The sequence below is a fragment of the Micromonospora sp. 050-3 genome (genome assembly GCF_046549335.1).
GTDB classification, from domain to species: domain Bacteria; phylum Actinomycetota; class Actinomycetes; order Mycobacteriales; family Micromonosporaceae; genus Micromonospora; species Micromonospora trifolii.
The window spans coordinates 1,711,879-1,738,769 of record NZ_JAJPVX010000001.1 but is presented as its reverse complement, the minus strand read 5'-3'; the positions used below and the strand labels follow the sequence as shown (position 1 = coordinate 1,738,769).

Here is a 26,891-nt window from a genome sequence, read left to right as displayed (position 1 = left end):
CGGTCGGCAGGCCGGCCATTGTGCCAGTACCACCGAGTGGCCTCGACGGGTTTCGTCTCCTACCCAGGGAGGAGGCGCGCTCCGACCGCAGGCCGCAACCGGGGCTCGCGGTCGGACGCGATCGGCGGTCCCGGCCACGAACATCTACAGACATGACTACCGTTGTGCGCCGGGCGACGCGCTGGAACCGCCCGCTGATGGTCCTGGTATCCGTGATGGCGGTGCTCGGCGTCGTCGCCGTGGTCGGCATCCTCGTCGACCCGCGCGTCCTCACCGGGGCGACGATCTGGCTCAAGCCGTTCAAGTTCGCTGTGTCGTTCGTGCTGTACGGCGCGACGCTCGCCTGGATGCTCTCCCTGCTGCCGCGGCGCAGCCGTGCCGTCGAGAGGGCGGTCGTCGTCATCGTCGCGGTGGCGGTCGTCGAGAACGCGTGGATCGTCGGTCAGGTGATACGCGGGCAGACCAGCCATTACAACTCCACCACCCCGCTGAACATCGTGTTGGTCGCGTCGATGGGCGCGGCGATCATGTTCCTGTTCTTCGCGCACCTCGTCATCGGGATCGTGGTCCTGATCCAGCGGATCCCCGATCGGGTCGCCGCGACCGCCGTCGGGTGGGGGCTCGGCCTGTCCCTGCTGGGCATGCTCGCGGCGGTGCCGATGGTGCTGCCGATGCAGGACCCGGGGATCGAGGGGATCGGTGGGGCGCACAGCGTCGGCGTGCCCGACGGCGGGCCGGGGTTGCCGATCGTCGGCTGGAGCACCACCGGCGGTGACCTGCGGATCGGGCACTTCGTGGGGCTGCACGCCCTCCAGGCGCTGCCGATCCTGGCGATCCTGCTGAGCCGGTTCGCGACACGGTTGGACGAGCGCACCCGCGCCCGGCTGCTGGTCGTCGCGGGCGGCGCGTACGGCGTGCTCACAGTGCTGTTGACCTGGCAGGCCCTGCGCGAACAACCGCTGCTGCGGCCGGACGCCGTCACCCTCGCCGCGGTAGCGGCCCTCGTGGTCGCGACGGCGACAGCGACCGGTCTGGTGCTGGCCCGCCGACGTCGCCCGGAACTGGCGCTGGCCGCGTGACCGCGACGCTGTTCTCCCTGACGTTCGCGGTGGCCGCGCCGTTCTGGGCGCTGATGATCCTGCTGCCCCGCTGGTCGTGGACCGCCCGGATCATCGCCTCGCCGCTGATCGTGCTGCCGGTCGTGGTGATCTACGCGCTGCTGGTGCTGCCGGCGTTCGGCGACGTGCTGCCGGCCGTGACGTCGCCGACCCTGGCCGGGGTGCGCGACCTGCTCGGCACCTCCGACGGGGCGGCGGCGGGTTGGGCGCACATGATCGCGTTCGATCTGTTCGTCGGACGGTGGGCGTGGTTGGACAGCCGCGATCGGGGGGTACCGGCGCTGGTGATGGCTCCGGTGCTGCTGCTGACCATCCTGCTCGGACCGCTCGGCCTGGCCGCGTACCTCGCGGTCCGGACCCGGTGGCGGCGGCCGGCGGCCGTTGCCACCGGCCCGTAGCACCTAGGCTGACCACCGTGAGCTGGCCGGGGCGACTGTTCGACATGCGGGAAACGTTCATGCGGATGGTGCTGCTCGACCTCGCCGGGCTGGGCTACCTGCTCGTCGTCCCGCACTCCACAAGCACTCCGACGGCGACACAGTGGATCCTCGCGGTCCTCGCGTTCACAGTGGGGCTGGCGGTGCACCGCTGGCCGGTGGTCAACCTGCTGGCGCAGGCCGCCCTGCTGGCGGTCGCGATCCGCCTGGTCGACGACTTCACCATCAACCAGGTTGGCGCGAGTTGGGCCCTGCTCGAGATCACCATGCGGGCGCGCCGCCCCCGGACCATCTGGCTGTCCGCCGCGCTGCTGGTAGTGGTCGACCTGACCGACTCGGTTGGCGACCCGGTCGGCCAGGTCGCCTCGGGCCTCGTCGGGTTGGCCCTGGAGGTCGGTGTGCCGGTGCTGCTCGGCCTCGTCATCCGCACCAACCGGGAGCTGAGTCGTCAGGCCGTGGAGCGGGCGGTGGCCGAGCAACGCCAGCACGAGTTGGAGAGTCGTGCGGCCCGCGCCGACGAACGCAGCGCCATCGCTCGCGAGCTGCACGACGTCGTCGCGCACCACGTGGCGTCGATGGTCCTGCGGGTCGGCGTCGCCCGGCACGTGCTCACCGACCTGGACCCGCGGGTGGGCGAGGTCTTCGACGACGTGCACGGCACCGGCACCGCGGCCCTGGCGGAGCTGCGCCGGCTGGTCGCGGTGCTGCGCAACCCCGACGGGGTACGCGGCGACGCAGCGCTCACCGCTATCGAACCGTCCGCGCTGCCGGCGGCGATCGGCGCGTCCGTCGACCGGGCCCGGCAGGCGGGTGTCACTGTGGAGGCCGATCTCGATCCGGCGATCGGTTCACTCGACGCGGTGCGCGGCATGGCGGTGCTGCGACTGACTCAGGAGGCGCTGACCAACGTGGCCAAACACGCGGGGACGTCCGCGCTCGCGCATCTCGTGGTCGCCGTCCGGGACGGCTCCGTGCACTGGGAGGTCACCGACAACGGGCGAGGCGGGGTGCCGGCGGGCATGCCGGCCGGTGGCGGGCACGGCATTACCGGGATGCGCGAGCGCGTCGAGGTCCTCGGCGGCCGGTTGGAGGCGGGCCCCACCGACGCCGGGTGGCGGGTGCGTACCGTCCTTCCGGCCGTGGCCGCCGCGTCCGCCGACGCTCCGGTCGGATCGGTGCCCCGCGAGCGGGAGGCCCCGGCCGGCTCGCCCGCGCCGGAGCCGGCGTGATCCGGGTGCTGCTGGTCGACGACCAGCACCTCATCCGAGCCGGGCTGCGCATGCTCTGCGACGCCCAACCCGACATCGAGGTCGTCGGGGAGGCCGACAACGGCCGTGAGGCGATCCCACTGGCCGGACGGCTCCTTCCCGACGTCGTCGTCATGGACCTGCGGATGCCCGGTGTCGACGGGATCACCGCGACCAGCCGGATCCTCGCCGACCGCCCCGCCACCCGCGTCCTGGTGCTGACCACGTTCGGCGACGACGACCACCTCTACCCCGCGCTGACCGCCGGAGCGTGCGGGTTCCTGCTCAAGGACGCGCCGCCGACCGAGTTGCTGGACGGCATCCGCCGGGCCGCCGTCGGGGACAGCCCGTTCAGCCCGGAGGTGCTGCGTCGCCTCGTGGAGCGCGCGGTGCACGCCCGCCCCGGGTCACCACCGGCACTGCCGGGCCTGACCGCCCGGGAACGGGACGTGCTCGACCTGGTCGCCGAGGGCCTGTCCAACACCGAGATCGCCGACCAGCTCCACATCGGTGTCACCACTGTCAAGACCCACATCACCAGCCTGATGACCAAGACCGACAGCCCCAACCGGGTACGTCTGGCCCTGTTCGCTCGCGGCGTCTGACGCTCAGGCCCGCATCCGCGCGGACACGGCGATGACGAGTATCAGCGGCACGACCAGCAGGGCCGGGGCGACGACAGGCAGGTGCAGGGCGACCAGGGCACCGACCGCCGCGCCGACCATGAGGGCCAGCAGCACCTGAGCCTTGGGGCGCAGGCTGGCCCACGGGCTGCGCGCGGCGACCCCGGCGATCAGGCTGGTGAGCGTGCCGGTCAGGTACGTGGAGGACAGGCCGGACACGCCGAAGCGTTGGATCGCACTGCTCTGTACGCCCAGCGCGACCGCTGACAGCATCAGCAGCGCCAGGTGGACAGCCGCGTCGGAGGTGTGCAGAGTGGCCTCCCAGACAACGGCGAACAGCACGAACACCGACAGCTCCAGGACCAGCGCCCAGGTGACCCGCCGGGGCCAGACCGGATCGTCGGGTTGTGCCGAGCCGACGACGCGGGCGCCCGCGAGGACACCGACGATGAAGCTGACGATGGCACAGCCCGACGTCAGGGCCAGGTCGGCTTCACCCCGGCCCGCCGAGAGCCCGAGCAGGACCATGTTGCCGGTCATCACGCTGGCGAAGGCGCCGCCGAGGGTGAGGAACCCGAGAGCGTCCGCGCTCCCGGTGAGGAAGGTGAGGACGACGACGAGCGCCTGCCGCCGCCGCAGCAGGCGCTCGTTCCGGTGCGGGGCGACGCGGGGGCGGGTGACGCGGGGCGCTGTGCTCGACACTGTCGGCCACCTTCCAGTAATTGTTCTTCGTATACACTTTGTCCGGACACGTTCACGGAGAGGCGACCAGGTGGCTGAAGACCTACGGGACAAGCTCGGCGCGCAACACCTGCCGCTACGCGATCAGGTCCTCGCCGCGCTGCGGACCGCCATCATCGACGGTGACTACCTTCCCGGGGAACGGCTGACCGAGGACCGGCTCGCCGAGGACTTCGGCGTCTCCCGCAACCCCGTCCGGGAGGCGCTGCGCGTCGCCGAGGCGGAGGGGTTTGTCGTGATCCTCCCCCGCCGGGGAGCGGTCGTCGCCTCACCGAGCAGCGGGACCATCACCGACATGTTCGCCGTGCGCGAGCGCCTGGAGACGCTGGCCGCCCGGCTGGCCGCCGAGCGGGCCACCGCAGCCGACGTGGCGTCCCTGCGCGCCCTGCTCGACCAGGGCCGCGAGGCGACGCAGCGCCACGACCTGGCCCGGGTCGCCGAACTGAACAGCACGCTGCACCTGCGCATCCTCCAGATCAGCGGAAACCCCTGGCTGTCGTCGATCGCCAAGTCGCTCTACCTCCATGTCCAGTGGGTCTTCCGGCTCGGGGCGGCCGAACGCGCGCCACACTCGTGGGCCGAGCACATCCAACTCGTCGACGCCATCGAGTCAGGCGACGGTGACCGCGCCGAGCGGGCCGCGCTCGACCACCTCGATGCCGCATCCGCCGCGGCGTACGAGAACGCCGAGGGCGGCTACGGCACCCGCTGACGGGCGCGCGGCTGCGCCACCCGCTACCGGCCGCACGCGTAACCCTGCATCCCCCGGGGGTTCGCACCGGCCGCCAACACTCCCGTCGCCGGGTCCCGGGTCACCGCGCAGAGCCGACCGAGGCTCCACCCGTCGGTGACCCGCACCTCGTGCCCGTACGCCCGCAGGGCCGCCAGCACACCCTCGTCGTGCCGGTCCTCCACCACCAGGACGCCGGGCTCCATGTCGCGGGGATAGAACGACCCGGGCAGGCTGACCGTGTGCCACGCCGGCGCGTCGATGGCCTCCTGAAGGCTCTGCCCACCGACGAGGTGCCGCAGCAGGAACGGCAACTGCCACTGGTCCTGCTGGTCGCCACCGGGGGTGCCGCAGGCCAGCACCGGCTCGCCGTCGCGGTGCACCATCGTCGGGCTCAACGTCGTACGCGGGCGGCGGCCCGGCGCCAGCGACGACGCGAGCCCCTCCTCCAGCCAGAACATCTGCAACCTGCTGCCCAGCGGAAAGCCCAGCTCCGGAATCGTGGGGGAACTCTGCAACCAGCCGCCACTGGGCGTAGCGGAGATCATGTTGCCCCAGCGGTCGACCACGTCCACGTGACAGGTGTCGCCCCGGGTCACCCCGTCCGACTGCACTGTCGGCTCCCCCGTGGTGGCGTCCGTCGGCCCGCTGCGCCGCCCGGCGCCCTGTCGAACGTGGGCCGGCAGGCGCGGCTGCGCCCCATCCGGACGCCCCGGCCGCAACTCCGCCGACGCGCGATCGCCGATCAGTGCGGCCCGCTCCCGCGCGTACTGCGGGGAGAGCAACGCCTTGGCGGGCACGTCCACACCGTCGCCGTACCAGGCCTCCCGGTCGGCGAAGGCGAGCTTGAGCGCCTCGACCTGGGCGTGCACGCCCGCGGCGGTCCGCGGGTCGTACGCGCCCGGGTCGTCGAGCGCGTCCAGGGTGGCCAGTGACTCCAGCAGCACCGGGCCCTGACCCCAGAAACCGGTCTTCGCCACCGAGTAGCCGTGCCAGTCGAGGGTGGCGGGCTGCTCCCAGCTCGCCGAGTACCCGGCCAGGTCGTCGCCGGTCACGAGCCCGGCGTGCGGGCTGCCGCTGGAGTCCTGGAACGGTTGCCGGCTGAACGCGTCGATCGCCTCGGCGACGAAACCCGTGCTCCAGGCCCGGCGGGCGGCCTCGATCTGGGCCTCCCGGTCGGCGCCGGCCGCCCGTCCCGCCTCGACGAGCCGGCGCAACGTGTCCGCGTACGCCGGGTTGGTGACCAACTCCCCCGCGGCCGGTGGCCGGCCTCCGCGCAGCCAGAGCGCGGCGGAGGTGGGCCAGTGTTCCTCGAACAACGACCGGACGGCCGCCACCGTGTCACCGACCCGGCCCACCAGTGGGTGCCCGGCGCCGGCGTAGCCGATCGCCGGCTCCAGCACCTCGGCGAGGGTCAGCGTGCCGTGCTCGCGCAGCAGCAGGAGCCAGGCGTCCACCGCGCCGGGTACGGCCGCAGCGAGCGGCCCGGCACCAGGGATGAGGTCCATCCCGAGGGACCGGAAGTGCGCGATGGTGGCGCCGGCAGGGGCCGGCCCCTGCCCGCACAGCACCTTCGGTCGGGGGTCCCGGGCGGTGGCCACGATGGCCGGCACCTCGCCGCCCGGCCCGTTCAGGTGCGGCTCGACGACGTGCAGCACGAACCCGGCGGTGACCGCGGCGTCGAAGGCGTTGCCCCCGCGTTCCAGGATGCCCATCGCCGCCTGGCTGGCGAGCCAGTGGGTGGAGGACACCATGCCGAAGGTGCCCTGCAGCGTCGGTCGGGTGGTGAACGTCATGACAGCACCTCACTGGGATCTGCGGTACGAACGTCGGGACCGGTGCCGTCCGGCCGGACCAGGTGGCACGCGGCCGTGCCGTCGCCGACAGCGGTCTGCGCCGGCACCTCCGTCGCGCACCTGTCGAAGGCGAGTGGGCACCGGGTCCGGAACCGGCAGCCGGACGGCGGGTCGAGCGCGGACGGCAGGTCGTCGCCGAGCAGCACCGGCTGACGGAGGCGCTGACGCACCGGGTCGGCCACCGGCGCGGCGGAGAGCAGCGCCTGCGTGTACGGGTGGGCGGGCCGGGCGAAGATCCGCTCGCGGCTGCCGGTCTCGACGAGTTGACCCAGGTACATGACCGCTATGTCGTCGGCCAGGTACTCGACAGCGGAGAGGTCGTGGGTGATGAAGAGGCAGGCGAACCCGATGTCGCGTTGCAGGTCGGCGAGGAGGTTAAGCACCGACGCCTGCACTGACACGTCGAGCGCGCTGGTGGGTTCGTCGGCGATGAGCAGCATCGGCTCGGAGATCAGGGCCCGCGCGATGCTGACCCGTTGGCGTTGCCCGCCGGACAACTCGTGGGGATAGCGACGGGCCACCTCGGCGCGCAGGCCCACCCGTTCGAGTTGAGGGGCGACGCGGGCGTCCCGGTCACGCCGGGAGATCCGCTTGCCGGCCAGCCGCAGCGGCTCGGCTACGATCTCGCCCACCAGCATGCGTGGGTCCAGTGACGCGGCCGGGTCCTGGAAGACGATCGACACCGCGGCGCGATGGGGGCGCAGTCGGCGTCGGGACAGGTGGGTGACGTCAGTGCCCGCGATCCGGACCGTTCCGGCGGTCGGTTCGACGAGCCGCACCACGCAGCGGCCCACTGTCGACTTTCCGGAACCGCTCTCCCCCACCAGGGCCGTGACCCGGCCGCGCGGGATGGTCAGGGACACCCCGTCCACGGCCCGCACCGGGCCGAAGTGCATCACCAGGTCCGCGATCTCCAGGGCGTTCGGGTGCGGCGTCATCGGTTCGCCTCCTGAGCTGCCGTCGGTGCCGTCGGTGCCGTTGCGCAGGGGTGCCAACAGGCAGCGACATGGTCGGTGCCACCGATGCCCTCCAGCGGCGGGGCGGCGGCCTGGCACTGCTCATCGGCGGCCGGGCAGCGATCCGCGAAGGTGCAGGCGTCGGGTTGGCTGGCCAGCACGGGCACCAGCCCGGGGATCTCGGTCAACCGGTCGGTGCCGGCGTGCCGGCCCGGCTGCGGTGACGCCGACAGCAGCCCGGCCGTGTACCGGTGCCGGGGGTGGGCGAACAGGTCGTCCACCGGCGCCCGTTCCACCACCCGGCCCGCGTACATGACGACGACGCGGTCGGCGATGTCGGCGATCACGCCGAGGTCGTGGGTGATGATGAGGACGCTCGTGCCGAGCCGGTCGCGCAGGTCCCGCAGCACCTGGAGGATGCCGGCCTGGACGGTGACGTCCAGCGCGGTGGTCGGCTCGTCGGCCACCAGCACCTTCGGGCCGCAGGCCACGGCCATCGCGATCATCACGCGCTGGCGCATGCCACCGGAGAGCTGGTGCGGATAGCCGTCGACCCGCTGGGCGGCGGACGGGATTCCGACGAGCGTCAGCAGCTCGACGGCGCGCGCCCGCGCCGCCCGCCGCGACATCCGCTCGTGGACCTGGAGCACCTCACCGATCTGCCGCCCGACGGTGAGCACCGGGTTCAACGACGTCATCGGCTCCTGGAAGATGTAGGCGATCTCCCGGCCACGGACCCGACGCAGGGCCGACTCGCGGGCCCCGACCAGCTGGGTGCCGTCCAGGCGCACCGAACCGGTGACCCGGGCGCTGCCCGGGAGCAACCCGGCGATGCTCATCGCGGTGACGCTCTTTCCGCACCCCGACTCGCCCACCATCCCGACGATCTCCCCGGCTGCGAGGTCCAGGCTGACGCCGTCGACAGCGGAGACGGTGCCGGTCTCGGTCGGGAACGACACCGACAGGTCGCGGATCTCCAGCACAGGCGCGGAGGCGGTGGTCATCGCCGGTCTCCCTTCGGGTCGAGGGCGTCGCGCAGGGCGTCACCGAAGACGTTGAACGCCAGCGCCAGACCCATGATCACGACGCCGGGGAAGACGGCGGCCCACGGTGCGCGGGCGGCGAACTGCTGGGCGGTGGCCAGCATGGTGCCGAGACTGGGCGCCGGGGGCTGGATGCCGAGACCGAGGAAGGACAGCACCGCCTCGCCGAGGATCGCGGCCGGGATGGCGACAGTGGCCTGCACCAGGATCACCGAGGTCGCGTTCGGCAGGATGTGCCGGGCCAGCACCCACAGGTCGCTCGCGCCGTCCACGACGGCCGCCGCGACGAAGTCCAGGGACTTGAGGCGCAGCGTGTCCGAGCGGACGACCCTGATCACCCCGGGGATCTGGGCGATGCCGATGGCCACCGCGGCGTTGCCGAGGCTGGCGCCCCGGATGGCCGCCAACCCCACCGCCATGATCAGGAACGGAAACGCCAGTAGCAGGTCGGTGAAGCGCGAGATCACCGCGTCCCAGGCCCGGAAGTAGCCGGCGGCCAGGCCGAGCGGCACGCCGATGACCAGCGACGTGGCCACCGCCAGGAGCCCCACCTGCAACGACGCCCGCGCACCGAGCATGATGCGGGAGAGGACGTCGCGGCCGAGGTCGTCGGTGCCCAGCAGGTGCCCGGCGGTGCCGGGAGGCGCGAACGTCCGGGCGAAGTCGGTCTGGTCGACCGAGTACGGCGCGAGCCAGGGTGAGAGCAGCGCGATGACGCCGGCCAGCGCGAGCACGACGAAGCTCACCACGGCGAGCGGGTTGCGCCGCAGCCGCCGCAGCACCCGGGTACGCCGGGTGATGCTGGCGGTTCCGGTCTCCGCCATCGGTACGGTGAGGACGGTCATGCCGGATCTCCCGTCACCCGGATGCGTGGATCGATGACCGAGTAGAGCAGGTCCACGAAGAAGTTGATCACGATGTAGGCCGCCGCGGTGAGCAGGACGACGGCCTGGATCACCGGGTAGTCCCGTTGGAACACCGCGTCGATGGTCATCTTGCCGAAGCCCGGCAGCCCGAAGATCTGTTCGGTGACGACAGCGCCCGAGATCAGCCCGCCGAGTTGGAGACCCACGACGGTCACCACCACGATGAGGCTGTTCCGCAGGGCGTGCCGGGTGATGACGGCGCGCGGTCGCAGGCCCTTCGCCTTGGCCGTGCGGACGTAGTCGGAGGAGAGCGAGTCCAGCATCGCCGATCGGGTCTGCCGCATGATGATGGCGGCGAGGCCGGTGCCGAGGATCACGGCCGGCAGGACGATGTGGTGCAGGTTGTCCACGGGGTCCTCCAGGATCGGCACGAAGCCGGAGGCGGGGAATAGCCCGGTCGCCACGGACAGGTAGAGGATCGCCAGCAGCCCCAGCCAGAAGTGCGGCACCGACAGGCCGATCAGGGCCAGGCCGTTGGCGAGCCACTCCGCCGGACGTCCACGACGGACCGCCGCGAGCACCCCGGCGCCGACGCCGAGCGCCGCCGCGATGAGGATCGCCAGGACGGACAACTCGACGGTCACCGGCAGGGCGGTCGTGAGCATCGACGAGACCGGTGTGCCGGTGCGGATCGACACCCCGAAGTCACCCTGCGCCATGCGCTCCACGTACTGGGCGAACTGCACCGGCAGCGGCTGGTCCAGCCCGTAGTGCCGACGAATGGCCTCCAGGGCCTCCGGCGACCGGTCCTCCCCGGCCAGGGCGAGGGCCGGGTCGCCGGGGAGCGCCCGTACGCCGACGAAGACCACGATCGTCGACAACAGCAGTGTCAGCGCCGACTGCCAGGCGCGGGTGAGCAGATATCGGGCCACGACGGCCTACTTGCCGAAGCCGGCGAAGGCCGCCCGGATCACGCCGTCCGGGTAGACCTGAAGGCCCTGGATCTGCTTGCTGACGGCGGTCAGGTTGCGCTGCCGGTAGAGGTAGATCAGGGCATCGTCCTGCTGGAGGAGTGTGACCGCCTGCCCGTACAGCTTCCTGCGCTCCTCGACGTCGCCGGCCTGGCGGGCCTGGGTCAGCAGGGTGTCGAGCTGCGGGTTGCTGTAGCCGGCGACGTTCTGGCTGGCACCGGTGCCGACGAAGTTCGTGATGTTGGCGTCCGGGTCGATCCGTCCGCTCCACCCCAGTTGCAGCAGCTCGAAGTTGCCACGGTCCTGCTCGTCGAGGAGCGACGAGTACTCCACCGGGTTGATCTTCAGGTCGAATCCGCCGTCCTTGACCATTGACTGCAACGCCTGCGCGAGCCGCAGCGTGTCGGGGGTGTTCGAGGCGAGCATCGTCACCGTGTACGGCGTCTGCACACCCGCCTCGGCCAGCAACTGCTTGGCCTTGGCGGGGTCGTGCGCCGGGCAGGTCTGCGCCTCGGGAGACGAGAACGTGCTCGCCGGTGAGATCGGAGAACAGGCCACGGCGTGCTCACCGTTGAAGACCGCGTCGACCAGCGCCTTGCGGTCGATGGCGTGCTCGAAGGCCTGCCGCACCTTGGCGTTCTGCGCGAGGGGGCGGTTGATGGGCTTGGCGGTGGTGCCGACGCCGTCGACGTTGCCGATGTTGATGGTCAGGCCCTGGTAGCCGAGGGACTGCGACTGGAGCACAGCGACCGCCGCGTCCTGCCGCAGGGAGGCGACGTCCTGGGTGGAGACCGAGTCGGCGACCTGCACATCGCCGGAGCGCAGGTTGGCCGCGCGAATGCTGGCGTCGGTGAGGATCCGCCACGAGATGCCGTCCAGGTGCACTTTGCTCGCCTCGTAGTAGTTCGGGTCGCGCACCACCTCGATGGAGTTCTGCGGCACCCGCTTCGCGAACTTGAAGGGGCCGACGCAGACCGGCGCCGAGGCGAAGTCGTCGCCCTTGGCCCGCAGCGCCTGCGCACTCATGATCATGCCGGCCCGGTCGGCGAGGGCTCCGAGCAGCGGTGCGAACGGCTGCTTCAGCCGCAGGACGACGGTCTGCGCGTCCGGGGTGTCGAGGCCCTCGATGGGGCCGAGTTCGCTCTTGCGCGCCGACCGGGCGTTGGTGAGGTGGCGTTGCAGGGTGGCCTTCACCGCGGCCGAGTCGAACGCCGTGCCGTCCGCGAAGCGCACGCCGGGCCGCAGCGGAATGGTCACCGTCCGGCCGTCGCCGCTCGTGGTGGGCAGGGCCGTCGCGAGCTGCGGTACGACCTGAGCCTGCTCGTTGACGTCGTAGAGCTTCTGGCACATGGCCTGGAAGACGTAGCGGGAGTAGAGGCTTCTCGACAGCGTCGGGTCCAGCGCGTCGGGCTCGGCGGAGAGGGCGATGACCAGCTTGCCCCCCTGCTTCACTGCGGCGGGGTCTGCGGGCGTACCGAAGGAGTCCTGGCCTGCCGACTGGTTGCCACCGGACGGGTCGCCGCCCTCGTTGTTCGACACCGGTGAGCAGGCGACGACAGTGCAGACGACGGCGGCCGCCGCCACGGCGGCCCGGAGCACCCGCCGACGGGGCAGGTTCGTGTCGCGGACGGAGAGGTTCGTCATGGAGAGCTCCTCAAGTGGGCGATTCGGGGAGCGTATGTTGTATACGATGACCGCCGCAAGACCTCCGTGAACGGCTCGCCAGGCACCCCTGATGCCCGAACGGGCCCGCGGCTGATCAGCTCGCGGGCCGCGTCCGGCCGCCCCGGACCAGGCTGAGCAGGACGACCAGCGCGAGCACCGCCACCACCGCGCTGAAGACCTCGCCGGCCGGGCGCAGACCGATCGTCTGGATCAGCAGACCGACCCCGACCGCTGGCACACCGAGCATGGCGAACAGGATGGCGAAGAAGGTCGACACCGCCTCGGCCCGGTGCTGCGGCTCGGTCTTCATCGTGATCGTCGCGATGCCGTCGCCGACCGCCACCCCGGACGCGACCCCGATGATCGCCGCGCTGACGATGAGCGTCGCCAGCAACGCCATCCACATGCTGAACGCGAGCAGGCCCGCCCCCACGACCAGGCCGGCGCAGGCGCTGGCCAGCGCGGCACGCGAGGACAGCACGCGGGTCAGCAGCTGACCGAACGCCGCGCCGGTGAACGCCACGAAGACCACCAGCGCGGCCACTGTGTGTGAGGTCTCGTGCAGGACCATGCCGAGGAACAGCCCGCTCACCGATGTGAGCACCCCGAGGGCGGCGAAGCCCGCGCCGGCGGTGAGCGCCGAGCGGATGAAGGCGCCGCGAATGGTCGCCGGCACGTGCAGCCGCTGCACCCGCAGGGTCACCGGCGAACGTTCCCGGACCGTCTCCGGCACCCCGCGCAGCGCGATGATCGCGATCACCGCCAGGATCAGCACGATCACCCAGGGCAGCCGGAGCGGGTCGGGTGCCACGTCCGACACGATTCCGGACAGCAGGGTGCCGGTGGCCAGGCCGCCCAGATTCGCGAAGATCGACACGGTGGCGGCGCGTTTCGGGTGCCGAGGGTCGATCAGCTCCGCCAACGCCGCGGTCGCCGCGCCGATGATGAGTGCGGCGGACAGCCCCGCGAGGATCCGACCCACGATGATCATCGCCAGGTCGACGGCGGTCAGGAACACGGCGTCGGCGGCGACCGAGAGCAGCAGCGCGATGAGGATGACCGGGCGTCGGCCGATCTGGTCGGAGAGCCGACCGAAGACCAGCAGCCCGACCACGACTCCCAGCGCGTACAGCGCATAGACCACTGTCACTGTCAACGACGAGAACCCGAACTCCAGCTCGTAGAGCGGGTAGAGCGGGGTCGGCACTGTGGTGCCCACGAGCGTGATCCAGAACGCGAACGCGACCCGCACCGCGCCGGACGTGGAACCGGACCGTGTCACTCGTACAGCATGGATCCCGGTCCCGAGGCGAGGTGCGGTAACGAACCTAAACGCCCGCATCAGGTGGCAGCGCACGGGTCGCGGTGGGAAGCGGCGCGCACGGCGCCGCCTCCCACCGCGTACTCCTAGGAGTTGTACGCCTGCGCGGTCACAGTGACCTGGCGGGCGAGGCCCGACCGGGCCGGCCAGGAGATCCGCACCTCGCGGCTCTCTCCCGGCAGGAGCCAGAAGTAGTTGTCGTCGTAGCGGGCCGGCAGGACCCGCTTACCGCGCTGGTCGCGCACGGCGAGCCGGACCAAGGCGGCGACCGTACGACCCTGGTTGCGGACCGTCGTGGTGACGGTGTTGCGCCCGTCCACGACGCGCACGGTGCTCGACGACGTCGACAGGCGGGTGCTCGGCACGTCGTTGAGCGCCCGCACCTGCTCGGCCTTGTCGTAGCGCCAGTAGGTGTTCTCCGCGAGCAGCCGGTCCCGGCTGTCCCGTAGCTCCAGTCGCACCAGGTGCAGCTCGCCGCCGTCCGGCGTGGTGAGCGGGAAGACCGCAGTGGTGGCCGAGCGGGCCACGTCCACCCGCTGACGCTGGGGCGAACCCAACGACCGGCCGCTCAGGTCGTAGCGTCGGGCGCTCACGGTGACCCCGCTGAGCGGGGCGGCGGTGTGGTTGACCACCCGGACCTGCCAGGTGCCCGGGTCGGCCTGGACGTGCACCGGCTCGCACCCCTTGCGGGCGCCGTAGTAGGCGCCGTTCACGTCGAGGTCGTAGTCGTAGGTCTGCCAGACCGTGCTGTGCCACGCCGGGTGCGACATCCACAGCAGCAGACCGGTGGCGTCCTGCCACAGGTTGGCGTTCCACGCCTCGAACATGGCGCGGTGGCTCTCGTAGTTGACGAACTGCGCCCGGGTGGCGAACTCGTCGAGCGAGTCGGACTCACCGAGCCGCGCGTCGATCGCCGCCTGGTACGTGCCGACGCGCTGGTTACCGATGGTCGACCAGTCGTGGTAGTTCCACACCTCGCCGATCGGCCACTCCGGCGCGTCACCGACAAGGTTGCGCATGCTCTCGACCACCGATACCACCGGCATGCCGATCTCGGTGTGGAAACCGAACGCGCCAGTGTCGTAGGTGTTCTTGTTGTTGTACGTCGCCGGCTCCACCCAGTGGTACGGGCCGTGACCGCTCACGATGCCGCCGGCCGAGTTGGGGATGTAGAGGATCTCCGGGTGCTCGGTGGCCGCGGCCTGCTTGAGCCCGGCGTCAACGATCGGCGGCGGGTCCCCCTCGTTCGCGCCGCACCACACCACGATGCTCGGGTGGTGGCGGAACCGCCGGATCGTGTCGGCGGCGATGTCGACGTAGCCGGGCGGGTTGGGCAGGAACGCGCCCGCCTGCCAGAAGTCGTTCCACACCAGGATGCCCTGCTCGTCGCAGGCCTGGTACAGCTCCTCGCGGTTGCTGCTGCCGAGCCAGTTACGGATCATCGTGAAGTTCATGTCGCGGTGCATCTCGACCGTGTCGGCCAGCCGGTCGGGCAGCACCCGACGCAGCAGCTCGTCCCAGCCCCAGTTGCCGCCCCGGGCGAACACCGGCACACCGTTCACGCTGATCTTGAGTTGGGTGACGGCGTTGCTGACCGACTTCACGTCGGTCCACCGCTGCCCGTCGTCCGAGACCTGGATGACGAAGTCGCGGGCGTACGCCTGCTCCCAGACGATGGTGACCTGGTCGAAGTTGACCGGGGCGCCGAGGTCGACCTGGATCCACTGGTTGTCCTCGAACTTTGACGACCACCGGGTGCGGGGGTTGCCGTCGACGGCCCGGTCCGGGCCGTTCGAGTCGCTGTCGGACGACGACGCGGTGGCGGTCCGGCGCAGGGCCAGGTCGACGTCCGGCTCGGCCTGCCGCTGCACCGAGAGGGCCCACATGGACACGCCCCACGAGGTCACCCGCGCGCCGGTCTGGACGCGCAGGTGCTGCGCGGTCTGACTGGCGAACGTCTCGACCTGGGTGGCGCGGCTGCCCAGCGGGGTGTCGTTGCTGACCGACGTCACGTCGTTCCAGGCGTCCCCGTCGGCCGAGACCTGGACGCGGTAGTCCAGCGCGTACGCCTGCTCCCACACGATGGTGACGCGGTCGAAGTCGACAGCCGCGCCGAGGTCCACCTGGATCCACTGGTCGTCCTCGGCCTGCGAGGCCCAGCGGGTCGCCGCGTCGCCGTCGACGGCCTTTCCGGGACCGTTGCCGTCGTTCTCCGAGGACGACGCGGTGGCGTCGCGGCGCAGGGCGAGATCGGGACCGGTGCCGTCGGCCACCGACAGCGAGAACATCGAGATGCCCCAACCGGTGGCGCGCTGGCCGGCCTGGATGCGCACGTGCCGGGCGTGCTGCCTGTCGAACGGGACAATCTGGGTCGCCGCGCCGTCGACGAACTCCAGGGCGGGCTTGCCGGGCGGCGAGACGACGATCGGCTGGTGCCAGTCGTAGGCGAACTCGCGAATACCGAAGCGGAGCGCACGCCGGTCGCTGACCGCGCGCTTGACGGTGGCGGTGAGCGTGAGGTCGTACAGGTGGGGGTCGCCGTAGCCGTTGGGCCACCAGAGCCGGGGGTTGCGCAGCCGCAGGGCGCGGAAGCGCTCCGGCGTGAAGGTGACTGTGGTGCTCCCGCCGGCGGGGACGGTCACCGTGGACTCGACGCGTACCCTGTCGAACTCCGCGCGGACGGTGACAGTGGTGGCGCTGGCCGCCGCGTTGCGGACCGGCACCCGGATGGTGACCTCGGCGGTGTCGGTGCCGGGCAGGTCGGGCAGCGTGGTCTGCACGTGCGGGTCGCCGATGACTACGGCGCCGGTGCTGCGCAGGCGCACGTGGTCCCAGAGGCCGGTGACCCGGTCGCGGACGGCCGGCATCCAGTCCCACCCGGACACCGCCAGGTAGGTCGGCGCGTCCAGGTAGTGATGGGCCGACTGGAGGAAGGTGCGACCGTCGGGGCCCTTGTCGCCGGGGGTGCCCGGGTGCGGCATCGGGGTGACACGGACGGCGAGGACGTGCTCGCCACGGTGATCGGCCAACGCGTCGGTGATGTCGAAGGCCGCCCGCGCGAACGGGTGCTTGACGCTGCCGACCTGCACGCCGTTGACCCAGGCGGTCGCCTCGTGGTTGATCCCGTCGAACTCCAGCCAGATCCGTCGGCCGGCCGAGGTGTCCAGGTCGCGCGGCAGCCGCAGCGCGCGCCGGTACCACCAGGTGTGCCGGGACAGCGCCTCCGGGATGCGCATGTTGTTGAAGCCGGCCACCGGGTCGGGCAGGTGGCCCTGCTCGACCAGGGTGCCCAGCACGGTGCCGGGCACCGTCGCCGGCAGCCAGGACCGGACGTCGACGCCGGCGCGGGAGAGCTCGGCGCCGTCGACGGTGCCGGCGAAGTCGTCCATCGTCAACGACCAGCCCGACTCCAGCGGCACCGTGCCGTCGGCGGCGACCCTCAGCTCGGGGGCCGGGCCGGTGTTGCCGCCCTCCCAGCTGGTCCAGCCCTCGGCCTTCGGCCGGCCGGCCAGCGGTACGCCGTAGACCTGGAAGCCGTTGAGGCCCACCGGGTTGCTGTTCGAGCGCTTCGTGGCGGTCATCCGGATCCACCGGGCGGTGACCGGCTCGGGCAGCTTGATGGTCTGCGCGCCGCCCTGCCCCTCGCTGGTCTCGTACACCGACCGCCAGGCACTGCCGTCGGTGGAGACCTCGATCCGGTACGCCGTCGCGGCGCTGGAGAGGATCTCGTCGCCGTCGGTGTCGGTGTAGTTGCCGTCGAACGGCCCGTCGGTGAGCGTGGCCTCGAAGACCAGGGAGACGGCCTCGATCCGGCACAGCGCCTGGAGGTCCACCGAGATCCACTGCGGATCGCCGTTGGCGGCGCGCCATCCACTTCCCCGGACGCCGACCTGCGGCAGCCCGTCCACGGCGAAGGTGGCCGGCGTCGGCGCGTAGTCGGTCGAGGAGACCGCCACCGGGCGGTACCGGGCGAGGTCGGTGGCGGTCGGGGTGGCGGTCGGCGCCGGCACGGCGGCGGACGCGAGGGCGTCCGGGAGGGCTGCGGTCACCCCGACCGACGCCAGCAGCGTCGCGCCGGCGGAGAGGAAGGTACGCCGTGAAACCGGCGATGGCTCGGACATCTTGCCTCCAGACATGACAACGTTGTCAGATGGCGGGGGTCTGTGACAACGTTGTCAGATGGTGGCCCGATGTTTCCCGAGAGTCAAGGGTCCGAGTCCATCGTGATCTCCCGAACACGTTCCGCAGCTGTTCCACTTCGGACATCGACGCGCGGACACGCCTGAGGTCACTCCGGCGTCGACGGCCCCTGCTGATGATCGGAATCGGCCAGGGCATCGCCATCATCCCCTCACCATCGCGTACACCCGTGCCCGCTCCGCCACCGCCGCTCTCCTCACCACCTGAACGCCCCTCGCGGCGCAGCCGATGCCGCAACGGTTACGCCCGTGCGGAGCTGCGAGGGGGCATGGCTTCGGGACTGGGGCGTGCGGGCTACCGGGCCCGGGCGACGGGGTTGACGGGCTGCCTTTGGAGCTGATGCCGCAAACGAATCAGACCGATTGCCTGCCGCTTCCGCCTCCGGTCGGAAGCCCTCAGCCCTCCAGCCCAAGATCTCCAGCCCGAAGCCTCAGCCACAAGCGCCGCCTGGTCGGTGATGTCGCAAACGATTCAGCTCCAAAGGCACCCACCAACACCTCCCCACCCCGACGCGGAGGCAGATCAGAGGTCATACGGCCGCAGACCCCGTTGACGCAGCGCCGGGAGGTGAGCACGGCGCCCGTCGACCACCTGGCCTGGTGACGACCGCACGGACCGCGCGGTCAGCTCGCCGGCCCGGCCTCGCGGCGCCCGGGGTCCCGAGGGTGGTACTCGGGGCGGAGCTTCGCGCTCGCGAACGCCGACTTCACCGCCGCCGAGAGCGCGGCGATGTCGTACGCGCCGTGGTGTCGCCGGCCGTTGATGAAGAAGGTCGGGGTGCCGGTGACGCCGCTGAGGTCGGCCGAGTCGACGTCCTCGGCGATCCGGTGCACGCCCATCCGCTTCACCATGTGCTCCCGGAACCCGTCCAGGTCAAGGCCGAGCTGTTCGGCGTAACCGAGCACCTGAACAGGATCGAGAGCGTCCTGGTGGGCGAGCAGCAGGTCGTGCATCTCCCAGAACGCGCCCTGCTCCCCCGCCGCCTCGGCCGCCTCGGCGGCGAGTTGGGCATGCGGGTGGACGTCGGTGAGCGGCAGGTGCCGCCAGACGTACCGGATGTTGGCGAAGTCCGCCAACAGCTCCCGGACCACCGGCTCGGCCTGCCCGCAGTAGGGGCACTCGAAGTCGCCGTACTCCACCACAGTCACCGGCGCCTCCAGCGACCCGCGCATGTGGTCGCGATCGGCGTCGACCGGCAGCATCAGATCGACGATCCCCTCGGTGACGCCCAGCAGCGCGCGGGTCCGCCGCGCCGGCGAGAGCCGTCCGACGGAGCGGAACACCAGCCAGGTGACGACTGACGCGCCGAGCGTCGCCACGAGGATGCCGAACTTCGCCTCGTCCAGGGCCGGGCCGTCCAGGGCGTGGGTGGCGATCAGGAGCGCGACGGTGAACCCGATGCCGGAGATCGTGCCGACCCCGGCGACGGCAACCCAGCCGACGGGTGGCCGGAACCGGTTGCCGCTGAGCCGGGTCACCAGCCACGCGGTGGCCACGATCCCGGCCGGCTTCCCGACGACGTACGCGACAACGACCCCGAGCGTGACCGGTGAGGTAACGGCCCTGGCCAGCAGGTCGCCGTCGATCACGATGCCGGCGTTGGCCAGCGCGAACAGCGGCACCACCACGTAGCTCGCCAACGGGTGATAGAGCGTCTGCAGCCGTTCGTTCGGCGACAGCGCCGAGGTGAGCCCGGCCCGGGCCATCCGGGCGAGTTGCGGGGTGGGCTGCTCCCGAAAGAGACGGAACTGGTCGCTGGCCCGCTGCAGGTCGCCGCGACCGGGAGCGTAGGCGTAGGTCAGCAACCCCATCACCAGACCCACCGCGACCGGGTCGACACCGGACATCGACACGGCGAGCCAGGCCGCCACCCCGAGCAGCGCGTAGACCGGCCCGAACCGCACCCCGCAGCCCCGCACGAGCAGCACAACGCCGAAGATCGCCGCCGCGACGATAAGCGCCGTCAGCGAGGGGTGATGCGGGTACGCGATGGCCAGCACCGCGATCGCCACCACATCGTCGACGACGGCAACGGTCAGCAGGAAACCCCGCAGCCGTTCCGAGAAGCGCGGCCCGAAGACGGCCAGCGCGCCGAGCGCGAGCGCCGTGTCGGTGGCCATCACCGCGCCCCAGCCCGCCGCTGTGGTGTGCCCTGCGTTGATGGCGAGGTAGATCGCGACCGGCACGAGCATGCCGCCGACCCCGGCCAGCATCGGCAACGCCAGACGACGACGCTCCCGCAACTCACCGATGTCGAACTCGCGGCGCAACTCCAGCCCCGCGACCAGGAAGAAGAACGTCATCAGGCCGCTGTTGATCCAGGTACGCACGTCATGCGCCACCTGCCAGTCACCGAGCCGGACCGACAAGGAGGTGCTCCAGACCGACTCGTACGACGAAGCGCCGAGATTCGCCCAGACGAGAGCCGCCACCGCGGCGATCAGCACCACCCGCGCGCCGCCGGTCTCGGTACGCAGGAACGAGCGCAGCGGGGCGTTGAACCGCCTGTCCCAGACGGTCCGGCTGGTCCAGCCCCGGGGCGTGTTGTCGCTCGTCACGGGAACAATCTTCGTCGACCTGACCGTCACGTGGATCGGATTGCTACTCCTCCTCAGCGAAGACGACAGCGCGGCGCCGGCGGATCGTCGGCAGCACGGCGACGACGAGCGCGACGACGGCCAGGGCCAGCAGCGCCGCGGAGATCGGTCGGGTCAGGAAGACCGACGTGTCGCCGCGGGAGATGATGAGCGCGCGGCGCAGGTTCTCCTCCAGCAGCGGGCCGAGGACGAAGCCGAGCAGCAGGGGCGCCGGCTCGCAGCCGCACTTGATCAGGATGTAGCCCAGGATCCCGAAGAACGCGATCGCGTAGACGTCGTACGCGTTGGAGTTCAGTGAGTAGGTGCCGATCGCGGCGAACAGGATGATCATCGGGAAGAGCACCTGGTACGGGATACGCAGCATGCGCACCCAGAGGCCGATCAGCGGCAGGTTCAGCAGCAGCAGGAGCACGTTGCCGATCCACATCGACGCGATCAGGCCCCAGAACAGCGCCGGCTCTTCGTTGATGACGTTCGGGCCCGGGGTGATGCCGTGGACGATGAACGCGCCGATCATCAGCGCCATCACCGGGTGGGCGGGCAGGCCCAGGGTGAGTAGCGGGATGAACGACGTCTGCGCGGCGGCGTTGTTCGCCGACTCGGGGCCTGCGACACCCTCGATCGCGCCCCGCCCGAACTCCTCCGGTCGCTTCGAGATGCGCTTCTCGACGGCGTACGAGGTGAACGAGGCCAGCACGTGGCCGCCGCCGGGCAGCACACCGAGCGCGGCGCCGAGACCGGTGCCCCGCAGGATCGGGGCGACGATCCGACGCCGGTCCTCACGGGTCGGCCAGAGGTTGGTGACCTTGCTGACGATCGCCGTACGGGTCTGCTCGTTCTCCAGGTTGCGCAGGATCTCGGCCACCCCGAACAGGCCCACGGCGACCGACACGAAGTCGATGCCCCCGTACAGCTCGCGCTGCTCGAACACGAAGCGGGGCGTTCCGGTGTAGATGTCCTGGCCGACAGTGCCGAGCAGCACGCCGAGCGCGATCATCGCCAGTGCCTTGAGCGCCGTGCCCCGCGCCAGCGCGATCGACACGATCAGGCCGAACAGCACGAGTGAGAAGTAGTCGGCCGGGCCGAACTTCAACGCGACGCTGGCCAGGGGCGGGGCCGCGGCGGCCAGCGCCACGGTGGCGACAGTACCCGCGACGAAGGACCCGATCGCCGCGGCCGCCAGGGCGGGGCCGGCGCGGCCCTGGCGGGCCATCTCGTGCCCGTCCAGTGCGGTGACCGCCGCGGACGACTCACCGGGCAGGTTGATCAGGATGGCGGTCGTCGAGCCGCCGTACTGTGCCCCGTAGTAGATGCCGGCCAGCATGATCAGCGCGGTGACCGGCTCGAAGCTGAACGTGATCGGCAGCAGCATCGCCACCGTCGCCGTGGGCCCGATGCCGGGCAGCACGCCGACAGCGGTCCCGAGCAGCACTCCCACGAAGCAGTAGAGGACGTTCTGGACCAGCAGGGCCGTCGAGAAGCCCAGCGCGAGGTTGTCGAGGAGTTCCATGCCTCAATCCGGATGCCGCGTCAGAACCCCAGCCAGGGGCCCCACAGCGGGATCCGCAGCTGAAGTCCGACGACGAAGATGAGCGTGCTGGCCACTGTCAGCCCGGCGGCCACGGCCACCGCCGTGAGCAGCCGTACGCGGGCGCTGGCCAGTGTGGTGAGCAGTGCGGTCACCGCTGTGGTCGGTACGAACCCGAGGCGTCGGATGGTGAACCCGAAGAACAGGACCGCGAGCACGATGACGGCGATCGCCCGCCACGGCATCGGCCCGAACGAGATCACCTCACCGGCGATGAGGCCCTTGCCGGCGATCGCCAGGCCCAGGGCGACCACTGCCGCGCCGACCAGCAGCGGGAAGGCGCCCGGGCCCATCCGGGTCGGGGTGCCCAGCTCGTAGCCGAGCGCCCCCACCACGAATGCGCCACCGATCAGGACGAAGATCCCCCCGGCGAGGACGTCCGGGAACGACCGACGGCGCTCCACCTCAGGAGACCTTCACCCCGGAGTCGGCAATGATCTTCGCCCAGGTGCCGAGCTGCTCGTCGAGCTTCGCCCGGTGCGCGTCCGGGGTCGCATCCTGGGCCGGGACCGGCGCGGTGCCGAGCTTGGCCATCTGGTCGATGACCCCCTGGTCGGCCAGTGCCACCTTCAACGCCTCGGACAGCTTCTGGACGATCTCCGGTGGGGTGTCGGCCGGAACGTAGAGACCGTGCCACACGCTGACCTTCAGCTGCGGCAGCCCGGCCTCGGTGGTGGTGGGCAGGTCGGGAAGGCTCTTCACCCGCTCGGGGGTGGTGACCGCGTACGCCTTCACCTTCCCCGCGGCGATCTGGCCGCTGGTGTTTGTCGTCTGGTCGCACATGAAGTCGACCTGGCCGCCGACGAGGTCGGTCAGCGCGGGACCGGTGCCCTGGTACGGGACCTCCTGGAGCTTCACACCTGTGGTGCTCTGGAACAGCAGACCGCACAGGTGCGACGCGGCGCCGATGCCGGCGTTGGCCAGCGTGACCTTGTTGGCGTTCGCCTTCACGTGGGTCACCAGGTCCTGGAGGGTCGCGGGCGCGAAGTCCTTGCGGGCGACGATCGTCATCGGCACCTCGGTGACGAGGCCGACCGTCTCGAAGTCCTCCAGGGGCTTGTAGCCCAGGCTCTTGTAGAGGGCGGGCGCCGTCGACATGCCGATGTGGTGCATGAGCACCGTGTAGCCGTCCGGCTTGGCCCGCGCGACGTCGCCGGCACCGACAGTGCCGCCGGCACCCTCGACGTTCTGGACGACGATCTTGCCGCCGAGCTTCGCGGCCATCGGTCCGGCGATCATGCGGGTGACCGTGTCCGTCGGGCCGCCCGCGCTGAACGGCACGACGATCGTGATGTTCTCGTCCGGGTAATTCGCGGCGTCCCCTCCGCCGGCGGCGCCTCCGTTGCCGGAACAGGCGGCGGCGAGCGAGACGACACCGATCGCGGCGATCATCCGCGCGGTGGCCCGGTATCTGCTGGTCGTTGGCATACGGCGACCTCCCCATCAACGCATGGACATCCCTCGGCACGTCAGTGGCCCCCAGTCTGGGCTGGTCGGGGCACGGATGGTGTCAGAAAAATCCCAAGAACCCGGGCCGGCACGAGCACCGATCCGGCCCGTACAATTCGCCGGTATGCGGATAACCGTCATCGAGGATGACGACCGCGTGGCGCGGGGTCTGGTGACCGTCCTGACCCAGGCGGGCTTCGAGGTTCACCGCGTCGCCACCGCCGCGGAGGCCGAGCGCGCCGCCCCGTCCGACGTGGTCCTCGTCGACCTGGGTCTCCCCGACGGCGACGGGCTCGACGTGATCCGCAAGTTGCGCGACCACCCGCAGACCGCCGTGATCGCGGTGACCGCGCGATCCGAGGAGCACGAGCGGGTCCGCGGCCTGCGCGCCGGCGCCGACGACTACATCGTCAAACCCTTCGGCATCCCCGAGCTGCTCGCCCGGATCGACGCCGTCCTGCGGCGCACCCGGGCCGCTCGCGCCCTCGGCCAGACCGACGAGCCGCTCGCCCTCGGCCCGATGCGGATCGGCGTCGGCACCCGCGAGGTCACCGTCGACGGCGCACTCGTGCCATTGACCCGCAAGGAGTTCGAACTGCTGCTGCTCCTGGCCCGGCGGGCGCCCAACGTGGTCAGCCGCGACGTCATCCTCGACCAGATCTGGGGCGCGTCCTGGGAGTCGTCGAGCCGCACCCTGGACACCCACATCGCGGCGCTGCGGCACAAGCTCGGGCCGGACGTGGTCATCCGCACCGTCCACGGCGTCGGCTATCGGCTGCTGGCCGACCAGCCGGAGCTGATCGGCTGACAGGCCGTGCACCGCCGGCTGCTCGTCGTCCTGGTCCCTCTCGCGGTGCTGCTCGTCGCGGCCCTCGGGGTGCCGCTCAGCATCACGGTGGCCGAACGGGAGATGCAGGAGACGTACGTCAACCGGCTCAACGACGTCGGCCGGTTCGCCTCGCTGGCCGAAACCGCGCTGTCGACCGGCCGTACCGAGGCGTTGCAGCAGGAGCTGACGCGCTACCACGAGCTCTACGGCATCCCGGTCGCGCTGATCGACACGTCGGGCGCGGTGCTGCTCGGACCGGCCGACGCGTACCAGAAGGCGGCCCGCGCCGAAGCGGCGTTGCCCCGGATCGTCACCGCCGCGCTTGCCGGTGCCCGGTCCGAACCGTCCTGGGAGTGGGCGCCGTGGGACGACTCCGCACTCGTCGTGGCGGAACCGGTCGGCCGGGACAGCGAAGTCGTCGGCGCCGTCGTGACCATCTCCGACCTGTCCCGGACGCGCGAGCTCATCCTCGTACGCTGGGCCCGGCTGGCCGGCCTCGGGCTGCTGCCGTTGCTCGCGCTGACGGCCGTCGCCTGGCCGGTGTCGGCGTGGGTGCTACGGCCGGTACGCAAACTCGACGCGGCGACCTCACGGATCTCCGAGGGCGACCTGACCATCCGCGCCGACGCCGAGGCCGGCCCGATCGAGCTGCGTCGACTGGCGCGGTCGTTCAACACCATGATGGACGCCGTCGAGAACGCCGCCCAGCGACAGCGCGCCTTCGTCTCCGACGCGTCACACCAGTTACGCAACCCGTTGACCAGCCTGAGGCTCGCGGTGGAGAGCCTCGCACCACACCTGCGGCCCGAGGGCGACGGGCAGCAGGTGTACGACGTCGCCGTCGACGAACTGAAGGCGATGCAGCGAATGCTGAACTCGCTCCAGGCCAGCGCACGGATGGAGAGCCTGCGGACCGCGTCGCCGGTGGACCTCGACGAGGTGCTGGCGACCCGGGTGGACCGGTGGCGGGCCCTGACCGCCACGGCCGGGCAGACACTGGCGGTCGACGTACCCCCGGGGTTGCGGTTGCTCGAGCCACCGGGCGGCCTGGGCAGCATCCTCGACGAGCTGATCAGCAACGCGTTACGCCTGTCCGACGCGCAGGCCGTGGAGGTGACTGCTGGTGCGGGCGTTGGCGCCGTGGTGACGGTTGCCGTCCGCGACGACGGCCAGGGCATCGACGTGCCCGAGCGGGCCCAGGCGTTGCAACGGTTCTGGCGGTCACCTCGGCACCAGAACGTGTCCGGGACCGGCCTGGGCCTGGCGATCTGCGCCGACCTCATCGGAGCGGCCGGCGGTGAACTACGGCTGGAGGAGGGCCTGCCGCGTCCGGACGGCTCCGGGCACGGGCTCGCCGCAGTGGTGGTGTTACCGGTCGCGCCCGCTCCGACGCCGGCCTGACAACCCCGTTCCCTGTGGCCGGGTCAGCGTTTGCGGTCGCGGAACCAGGCCGCCGCACCCGGGTGGAGCGGGACCGACGCGGTGGAGATCCCGGTACGCACGTTGATCTGCCACGCCTCCGGAAGGGCCTCGGCGTCGTCACGGCCAGCAGAGGTGATCGCGCCCGTGTGCCGGAAGACCGTGTCGGTGATGGAGTAGACAAGATCGTCAGGCAGGTCGTCGCGCGCCAACAGCACATTCGGTACGGCGACCGTGCGGGTGGCCGGAACCCCGGCATAGGCAGCCGCGTGGATCATCGCCGGGGCGTAGGGGCCCGGGTACGCCGTGAAGAGCCCGTCCGCCTGCGCGTCCAACGGGATCAACCGGATCGGGTGCCGCTGCGCCAACTCGGTGATGGCGGGCGTCGGGACGCCGGTCAGCGAGAACATCGCGTCGATAGTGCCGTCGCGCAACGCCCCCGCCGAACCGGCCTGGCTGAGGTTCCAGCCGTCGGCTTTGAGTGGGCCGAGCTTCAGGACCCGCAACGACGTGAACTCGGTGCCCGAGTCGTGCGCCCCGAGAGAAACCCGCTTGCCTTCAAGATCCCGAAACTCGCCGATCGCCGAACCGGCCATGACCACGAGATGCAAATGGCTGTCGTAGAGCCGGCAGATCGCCGACAGCCCCCCGGGCGCGCTTCCGTCGCTGGTGATCAGCGCATCCAGGCTGGTCAGCCCCAGGTGCACCTCCCCGGCCCGCAGCATCCGGATGTTATCGGTGGACGCCCCGCTCGGCACGGTGGTCACCGTGACACCCGGCACCTGCTCGGAGATGTGCTCGGCCAGCGCACCGCCGATCCGCCGGTAGACCGCCCCCGCCGGCCCGGTAGCCAGTCGCAACTGGACCGAATCCGCCTCAGGCTGCGGTGAACAGCCGACGAGCAGCCCACTGCCAGCCAGCAACACCGCCCGCCGACTGAACAGCATCATGCCGAAATGATACGGATGGATGCCCACGGCGCCCCCCAGTGCGCCGAGCCGCGCGCGCCGTGCCGATCTTGCAGTTTCGGTCGTCGGGATGCGGGATTCTGCGTCATGTGCCGCGACAGTAAGTGCAAGATCGCGGCCTGACTCGGTCGATCATGGAGTTGTGGTGCCCGGTTTAGCCGCGTAACGAGCGCTTTGTTGCCCACCACAACTCCATCATCGGCGAGGCCGCGCGGGTTGACGAACCGCCCGCTCCGCCTAGCACAACGTCCTTGGCATTCACCCCGT

At 71.2% G+C, this 26,891-nt stretch carries 21 protein-coding genes; 7 read left to right on the top strand and 14 right to left on the bottom strand.

What is annotated here, in order from left to right:
• The first annotated feature begins 152 nt into the window (after positions 1–152).
• Genes ACLJOK_RS07840 through ACLJOK_RS07825 form a run of 4 tightly spaced genes read left to right on the top strand, consistent with a single transcriptional unit; the run spans position 153 to position 3,407 of the window.
• Positions 153–1,079 (top strand): hypothetical protein, encoded by a 927-nt coding sequence (locus tag ACLJOK_RS07840; protein WP_410817211.1) that lies wholly within the window; start codon positions 153–155, stop codon positions 1,077–1,079.
• The gene (locus ACLJOK_RS07835) at positions 1,076–1,516 is read left to right on the top strand and encodes an ABA4-like family protein (RefSeq protein WP_410817210.1); all 441 of its coding nucleotides are present in this window, start codon (positions 1,076–1,078) and stop codon (positions 1,514–1,516) included. The genes ACLJOK_RS07840 and ACLJOK_RS07835 overlap by 4 nt, the downstream gene beginning before the upstream one ends.
• Positions 1,517–1,533: 17 nt before the next feature.
• Positions 1,534–2,784: a sensor histidine kinase gene (locus ACLJOK_RS07830; RefSeq protein ID WP_410817208.1), complete on the top strand. Its 1,251-nt coding sequence runs from the start codon at positions 1,534–1,536 to the stop codon at positions 2,782–2,784.
• Positions 2,781–3,407 carry a response regulator transcription factor gene (locus ACLJOK_RS07825; RefSeq protein ID WP_238676939.1) on the top strand — a complete coding sequence of 209 codons (627 nt, stop codon included), beginning with the start codon at positions 2,781–2,783 and terminating at the stop codon, positions 3,405–3,407. Before ACLJOK_RS07830 ends, ACLJOK_RS07825 begins: the two co-directional genes overlap by 4 nt.
• 3 nt (positions 3,408–3,410) lie before the next feature.
• Here ACLJOK_RS07825 and ACLJOK_RS07820 read toward each other — a convergent pair whose 3' ends face one another.
• A complete protein-coding gene (locus ACLJOK_RS07820) occupies positions 3,411–4,127 on the bottom strand; it encodes a YoaK family protein (protein WP_410817206.1) in 717 nt (238 codons plus the stop codon).
• Positions 4,128–4,197: 70 nt separating this feature from the next.
• Here ACLJOK_RS07820 and ACLJOK_RS07815 point away from each other — a divergent pair, with 70 nt between their 5' ends.
• Positions 4,198–4,878, top strand: a complete 681-nt coding sequence (locus tag ACLJOK_RS07815; protein ID WP_410817205.1) for a GntR family transcriptional regulator — start codon at positions 4,198–4,200, stop codon at positions 4,876–4,878.
• Positions 4,879–4,901: 23 nt separating this feature from the next.
• Here ACLJOK_RS07815 and ACLJOK_RS07810 read toward each other — a convergent pair whose 3' ends face one another.
• The 12 genes from ACLJOK_RS07810 to ACLJOK_RS07755 all read right to left on the bottom strand — a co-directional run bounded on the left by ACLJOK_RS07810 (position 4,902) and on the right by ACLJOK_RS07755 (position 23,387).
• Positions 4,902–6,692 carry a gamma-glutamyltransferase family protein gene (locus tag ACLJOK_RS07810; RefSeq protein ID WP_410817204.1) on the bottom strand — a complete coding sequence of 597 codons (1,791 nt, stop codon included), beginning with the start codon at positions 6,690–6,692 and terminating at the stop codon, positions 4,902–4,904.
• Positions 6,689–7,690 (bottom strand): ABC transporter ATP-binding protein, encoded by a 1,002-nt coding sequence (locus ACLJOK_RS07805; protein WP_410817203.1) that lies wholly within the window; start codon positions 7,688–7,690, stop codon positions 6,689–6,691. The genes ACLJOK_RS07810 and ACLJOK_RS07805 overlap by 4 nt, the downstream gene beginning before the upstream one ends.
• Positions 7,687–8,712: an ABC transporter ATP-binding protein gene (locus ACLJOK_RS07800; protein ID WP_410817201.1), complete on the bottom strand. Its 1,026-nt coding sequence runs from the start codon at positions 8,710–8,712 to the stop codon at positions 7,687–7,689. The genes ACLJOK_RS07805 and ACLJOK_RS07800 overlap by 4 nt, the downstream gene beginning before the upstream one ends.
• Positions 8,709–9,596 (bottom strand): ABC transporter permease, encoded by an 888-nt coding sequence (locus ACLJOK_RS07795; RefSeq protein WP_091399349.1) that lies wholly within the window; start codon positions 9,594–9,596, stop codon positions 8,709–8,711. The genes ACLJOK_RS07800 and ACLJOK_RS07795 overlap by 4 nt, the downstream gene beginning before the upstream one ends.
• Positions 9,593–10,549, bottom strand: a complete 957-nt coding sequence (locus ACLJOK_RS07790; RefSeq protein ID WP_091399352.1) for an ABC transporter permease — start codon at positions 10,547–10,549, stop codon at positions 9,593–9,595. Before ACLJOK_RS07790 ends, ACLJOK_RS07795 begins: the two co-directional genes overlap by 4 nt.
• Before the next feature lie 6 nt (positions 10,550–10,555).
• Entirely contained in the window at positions 10,556–12,232 is a 1,677-nt protein-coding gene (locus ACLJOK_RS07785; RefSeq protein ID WP_410817200.1) for an ABC transporter substrate-binding protein, read from the bottom strand.
• 115 nt (positions 12,233–12,347) lie between these two features.
• Positions 12,348–13,535 (bottom strand): MFS transporter, encoded by a 1,188-nt coding sequence (locus tag ACLJOK_RS07780; protein WP_410817199.1) that lies wholly within the window; start codon positions 13,533–13,535, stop codon positions 12,348–12,350.
• A 125-nt stretch (positions 13,536–13,660) separates the two neighbouring features.
• Positions 13,661–17,695, bottom strand: a complete 4,035-nt coding sequence (locus tag ACLJOK_RS07775; protein ID WP_410817197.1) for a discoidin domain-containing protein — start codon at positions 17,693–17,695, stop codon at positions 13,661–13,663.
• Positions 17,696–18,397: 702 nt separating this feature from the next.
• Complete coding sequence (locus ACLJOK_RS07770; protein WP_410817196.1) at positions 18,398–20,332, bottom strand: Na+/H+ antiporter NhaA; 1,935 nt, start codon at positions 20,330–20,332, stop codon at positions 18,398–18,400.
• A 43-nt stretch (positions 20,333–20,375) separates the two neighbouring features.
• Positions 20,376–21,881, bottom strand: a complete 1,506-nt coding sequence (locus ACLJOK_RS07765) for a tripartite tricarboxylate transporter permease (RefSeq protein ID WP_410817195.1) — start codon at positions 21,879–21,881, stop codon at positions 20,376–20,378.
• Positions 21,882–21,901: 20 nt separating this feature from the next.
• On the bottom strand, positions 21,902–22,363 hold the full coding sequence (locus tag ACLJOK_RS07760) for a tripartite tricarboxylate transporter TctB family protein (RefSeq protein ID WP_410817193.1): 462 nt from the start codon (positions 22,361–22,363) through the stop codon (positions 21,902–21,904).
• A gap of 1 nt (position 22,364) precedes the next feature.
• Positions 22,365–23,387, bottom strand: a complete 1,023-nt coding sequence (locus ACLJOK_RS07755) for a tripartite tricarboxylate transporter substrate-binding protein (protein WP_410817191.1) — start codon at positions 23,385–23,387, stop codon at positions 22,365–22,367.
• A gap of 145 nt (positions 23,388–23,532) precedes the next feature.
• Here ACLJOK_RS07755 and ACLJOK_RS07750 point away from each other — a divergent pair, with 145 nt between their 5' ends.
• On the top strand, positions 23,533–24,216 hold the full coding sequence (locus ACLJOK_RS07750) for a response regulator transcription factor (RefSeq protein WP_410817190.1): 684 nt from the start codon (positions 23,533–23,535) through the stop codon (positions 24,214–24,216).
• A gap of 6 nt (positions 24,217–24,222) precedes the next feature.
• Positions 24,223–25,638 carry an ATP-binding protein gene (locus tag ACLJOK_RS07745; protein ID WP_410817188.1) on the top strand — a complete coding sequence of 472 codons (1,416 nt, stop codon included), beginning with the start codon at positions 24,223–24,225 and terminating at the stop codon, positions 25,636–25,638.
• A gap of 23 nt (positions 25,639–25,661) precedes the next feature.
• On the opposite strand, the gene ACLJOK_RS07740 is transcribed toward ACLJOK_RS07745, so the two are convergent.
• Positions 25,662–26,606 carry a TAXI family TRAP transporter solute-binding subunit gene (locus tag ACLJOK_RS07740; protein WP_410817187.1) on the bottom strand — a complete coding sequence of 315 codons (945 nt, stop codon included), beginning with the start codon at positions 26,604–26,606 and terminating at the stop codon, positions 25,662–25,664.
• Between the last annotated feature and the right edge of the window lie 285 nt (positions 26,607–26,891).